The sequence below is a fragment of the Pseudomonas sp. PS02288 genome (assembly GCF_029959715.1).
In the GTDB taxonomy this organism is placed as follows: Bacteria; Pseudomonadota; Gammaproteobacteria; order Pseudomonadales; family Pseudomonadaceae; genus Pseudomonas_O; species Pseudomonas_O kuykendallii.
On record NZ_JASCPA010000117.1, the window covers coordinates 1 to 3,920 of the forward strand.

The 3,920-nt window shown below is 62.7% G+C and carries 5 protein-coding genes; 2 read left to right on the forward strand and 3 right to left on the reverse strand.

What is annotated here, in order from left to right; all coding sequences use genetic code 11:
- Both QMX85_RS23245 and QMX85_RS23250 read right to left on the reverse strand, forming a co-directional pair.
- Positions 1 to 556, reverse strand: a 556-nt coding sequence (locus tag QMX85_RS23245) for a DUF6499 domain-containing protein (protein WP_282344904.1), incomplete at its 3' end; no start/stop codon positions are given.
- Between the two features lie 321 nt (positions 557 to 877).
- Positions 878 to 1,228: a DUF2958 domain-containing protein gene (locus QMX85_RS23250; RefSeq protein WP_031643455.1), complete on the reverse strand. Its 351-nt coding sequence runs from the start codon at positions 1,226 to 1,228 to the stop codon at positions 878 to 880.
- A gap of 294 nt (positions 1,229 to 1,522) precedes the next feature.
- Between QMX85_RS23250 and QMX85_RS23255 the strand changes: the two genes are divergently transcribed.
- Positions 1,523 to 1,813: a helix-turn-helix transcriptional regulator gene (locus QMX85_RS23255; protein WP_049949998.1), complete on the forward strand. Its 291-nt coding sequence runs from the start codon at positions 1,523 to 1,525 to the stop codon at positions 1,811 to 1,813.
- 64 nt (positions 1,814 to 1,877) lie between these two features.
- A complete protein-coding gene (locus QMX85_RS23260; protein ID WP_031643457.1) occupies positions 1,878 to 2,864 on the forward strand; it encodes a hypothetical protein in 987 nt (328 codons plus the stop codon).
- A gap of 100 nt (positions 2,865 to 2,964) precedes the next feature.
- On the opposite strand, the gene QMX85_RS23265 is transcribed toward QMX85_RS23260, so the two are convergent.
- On the reverse strand, positions 2,965 to 3,279 hold the full coding sequence (locus QMX85_RS23265) for a DUF736 domain-containing protein (protein ID WP_031643458.1): 315 nt from the start codon (positions 3,277 to 3,279) through the stop codon (positions 2,965 to 2,967).
- Between the last annotated feature and the right edge of the window lie 641 nt (positions 3,280 to 3,920).

Genomic DNA, 3,920 nt, shown 5'->3' on the forward strand with positions numbered 1-3,920 from the left:
GGGGGGGGCCCCCGCCGGGCGGGGGGGGGGGGGGGGGGCGGGCCGCCCCCCCCCCCGCCGCGCCCACGGCCAGCTTGTCCAGTTCCCCAGCCAGTGCGTGGCAGCGCGAGTACGGCTGCGCGGTGGCGCGCACGGCGTAGCTGTGGGCCATGCCGTGCGCCAGACCAGAGGCGAGCGCCAGGCGAACGTGGCGGCCCGGCCAGCGCGTGAGCAGCACCAGCCGCCGGCCGTCGTGCAGTAGAGACTTAGTGCCTGGCAGGTGCCAGAAGTCGAAGGCCACGGCACCGGGCGGCGGGTCGTCGTCGGGGTGGAGCTGCACCACACTGTCGTGATCGGGGAACCAGGCCGGGTGCGCGTCGCGCGCGTCCAGGGCCGGGTCTTCCAGCAGGCGCAGGCCCCAGCGTTGCGCCGCCTTGGGATGGCGGCGACGGCGCAGCCAGTCGTGTCGGTAGTCCGGGTGGCGGCGCAGGTACTCCCAGGCCAGGGCCGGACCGTCCAGATGCAGGATGTACAGATAGGCGGCACCGGGGTGCCAATGATCGGCGGGCTCTACCATGACGCGGCCTCCTGTAGGACAGCAGGATTCGTCGCCACGGGCATCAGCGTTAGGCGCTACGGCGTCATCGGCAAATCGTCACGGGCTATTCAATAAACTGGCAGTGGGCAAGACCGATTGGCTCCTGAGCGTTGCATGAATCGTCCGAATGCGACGGCTTGCGCGCACGCTGGATGGTGCGCTGCACAACACACCTTGCCGAAAGCGGTGCCGGCCATCAGGACTGTTTAGGTCTGGTCTACGCCCTGCCAGCGCATAGTGCGGATTGATGCGCTTTCGGTCTGAACCCAGACCGGAATAGACACAATGCGCCGGGGCCGCTCAGTCGATGACCGAGCCGTTGATGCGCGCCAGGCGCGTGTATTCCGACAGTGTGCGCCGGGGGACGAAGTACAGGTCGCGCTCGATGGGCTGCTGCTGCGGCCCGACGATGGACGCCAGCTCGGATAACCGCACGGTGCTGAGGTCGGGCAGGCCGATACCAATGTCGCACAAGCCATAGGCGGTGTCGCCGTCCTCGGGATCGAGGGCAGCGAGCAGCCAGATGGCGTGCGCGTCCGGGGTGAACAGGCGAACCACCGGCAGCGGGTCGAGGTCCTGCCCGGCGGCGCGTGCGCGGCCGTTGGCGAGCAGTTGCGCGCGCTGGGCGTCGGTGACGAGGGGCGGCTTCATGGGCGCTTCCTCCTGCAACTACACAAAGCCGGTGATGCACGGATGCGCTTGCGCGCGAAAGCTCGAATCCGCCGACCCGGCAACGTGCTTTCGTGCGGAAGCACGAAGGCGTGGAAGCGGCATTGTGGAAGCCATCAATGACACGAATACGGTTTCCTGGATTTGGCGCAATCCACACATGCGGATTTCAGTAGAAGCACAAAAGCGCATGTCCGGGGCATCAAATGAACACTATAGATTGTAGCCCTATAGGACGCAATGGGCTGTCATCTTGGGTTTTGGGGAAACCACTGGATGACGGCGAAAAACTCATTTGCGGCAGCGTTGAAGACGGTCAGGAAAGCGCGTGGCTTGAGCCAGGAAGCGTTCTCCGACGTGTCGAGCCGCACCTACATGAGTTCGCTGGAGCGCAGCCTGAAAAGCCCGACTTTGAGCAAGGTGGCCGAGTTGTGCGAGGTCATGGACGTGCATCCCCTCACGCTGCTGACGCTGGCCTATGCCGGCGACAGCACACTCAAGGCCGATGAGCTGCTGGCGCAGGTGCGCCAGGAACTGGATGAGATTGGCCAAGATGGTTCTGAGTAAACGGCGGCCAAGAACGAACGTTCGACGCCACTCCCAAAAGTGACGACCTAGCCTAGATGCGCAAATGAAATGGAAAAGCAGGAACCTCAGAGAACTCGCCCACATCGTTTGCGGTGACACTGATAATTTTCGATATCGCTCCAGCAGTTACATCACTGAGTTCTTTCAGGACTGTGACCTGGACTATACCCACGACGGTTCAACCCGATGGGCATGGGTTGCAAGCAGGCTGGAGGAAGTGCTGTCACTACCACATCCTAGCCCCTCGGTTCCGCCAGACGCCTTCATTCGGATCATCCGTGCCACCCTTGATAAAGGCGACGCGCAAGACGGAGACCCTGATCGGAGCAAGGCACTTGCTGCATTGAACATCGTACTAGCACGCGAAGGTTGGGAAGCGTTCTACGACGAGCACGGCATCGGCCAGCTTCGCCACATTGCCACGAACACCGTTGCGCAGATGGCAAACCCGCATCGTCCGCTGACTCCAGCGGAGGTGGAGCGTCGGGAGCAACTCACTGTCTACTTGGACAAGTGCTCCGAAGATGAACTGATCGAGGAAGTGCTGCTGCCGCTATTCCGTCAGCTTGGCTTTCACCGCATCACAGCAGCAGGTCACAAAGACAAGGCATTGGAGTATGGCAAAGACGTATGGATGAAATACACCCTGCCGACTCTCCATGTCCTCTACTTTGGCATCCAAGCAAAGAAGGGCAAACTTGACTCATCAGGTGTTGATAAAGCTGGTTCAGCCAATGTCGCCGAGATACACAACCAAGTAAACATGATGCTCGGGCACGAAATATTCGACCCGGAATTGAACCGTCGTGTACTGGTTGACCATGCTTTTATTGTCGCCGGCGGCGAGATAACAAAACAGGCAAGAAACTGGATTGGCAACAAACTCGACGCAACGAAACGCTCGCAGATTTTATTCATGGATAGGGATGACATCCTCAACCTGTTCATCGTTACGAACTTGCCACTTCCGAAGGGAGCTTTGCCTACCGAGAAGGTTGTAGATCCATTCGACGACGACATTCCGTTTTGACAGAGCGCCAAATTACTCTGCACTAACAAGGCGATTTGGCTTGCCAAAGATTCGACGCCGATAAAAGCGCCCCGCCGCAAGGGCGGGGCGATGGCGGCGGTCAAGCCGCCTGTGGCTTGCTGCGCGACCAGATCAGGTCGTGCGTGCCGTCCTCGTTCTCGATCAGCCGGGCATAGACCGTCGCCGGGAACGAAGGATCGTCGAGGGTCACGGACAGGTAGTCCCGCCCGGCCTCGCTGGTCTTCTTCCACGCCGCGCCGATGTCGTGGCCGGCCGCCTGGAGGCGGAAGTCGGGGGCGTTCTCGCTGCTGCCCTTGTCGTTGGGAACCAGCTTGACCTTGACGTTGAGCGTCAGGGTGCGAAGCGAGCCGGTGAAGCCGTCTTTCTCTGCGGTGAAGGTGCCGATGTTGGCCATGATGTGTGCTCCTTTCGGTTGAACAAGGTTCGCGCCCATCGCGTCCTTGTTGTGATCCGGCCGGCGGGGGACGGGCTGGCTGCACCGCCTGCGGTCGAAACGCAGTGGAGAACCGGGAGGCGAAAAGAATTTGCTGCGCGAGGAAGCCGCGCAGCGGCGGGGAAATTGTTTTCGCCGGACGGTTGCAGTCCTGAAGCCCGAGGCGCAGCCGCGCCACCGCCAGGATTCACAACAAACCAAGGACGCCTTGGGCCGAACCGCCCCGGAAGGCGCTATGGCCGGCTCGGCATCCCCGCACGATGGCTGCTCCGGCTCGCCCCCTGACGCGGGCCAGGTCAACCACCCGACGACTGGCGGGAACGCCCCAGCCGTACCTTGCTGTGCCGGTCTTGAGGCGTGGTGTGGAAGCTCCATAGCGATGCCGGGCGGGTTGTCCGTGAACCGTCCTTCGTGACGTGATGGGCAAGAACCGCCAGCGTTGAGGACGGCACGCTTCTGCACAACCTGCCTCAGCAAGCCGGGGCGTAGCCCCGCGTGCCGCCCTGGTGGTGGGGCGCCTTCAAGAGTCGGGGGGGGGGGGCCCCCCCCGCCCCGGGGGGCGGGGCCCCCCCACCCCCCCCGGTCCGGGGCGGGGTAAGGAA

What these genes read in the sequence shown, in the direction of transcription:
- QMX85_RS23255 (WP_049949998.1), top strand. Translation starts at nt 1,523, where the DNA reads ATGACGGCGAAAAACTCATTTGCGGCAGCGTTGAAGACGGTCAGGAAA.
- QMX85_RS23260 (WP_031643457.1), top strand. Translation starts at nt 1,878, where the DNA reads ATGAAATGGAAAAGCAGGAACCTCAGAGAACTCGCCCACATCGTTTGC.
- QMX85_RS23250 (WP_031643455.1), bottom strand. Translation starts at nt 1,228, where the DNA reads ATGAAGCCGCCCCTCGTCACCGACGCCCAGCGCGCGCAACTGCTCGCC.
- QMX85_RS23265 (WP_031643458.1), bottom strand. Translation starts at nt 3,279, where the DNA reads ATGGCCAACATCGGCACCTTCACCGCAGAGAAAGACGGCTTCACCGGC.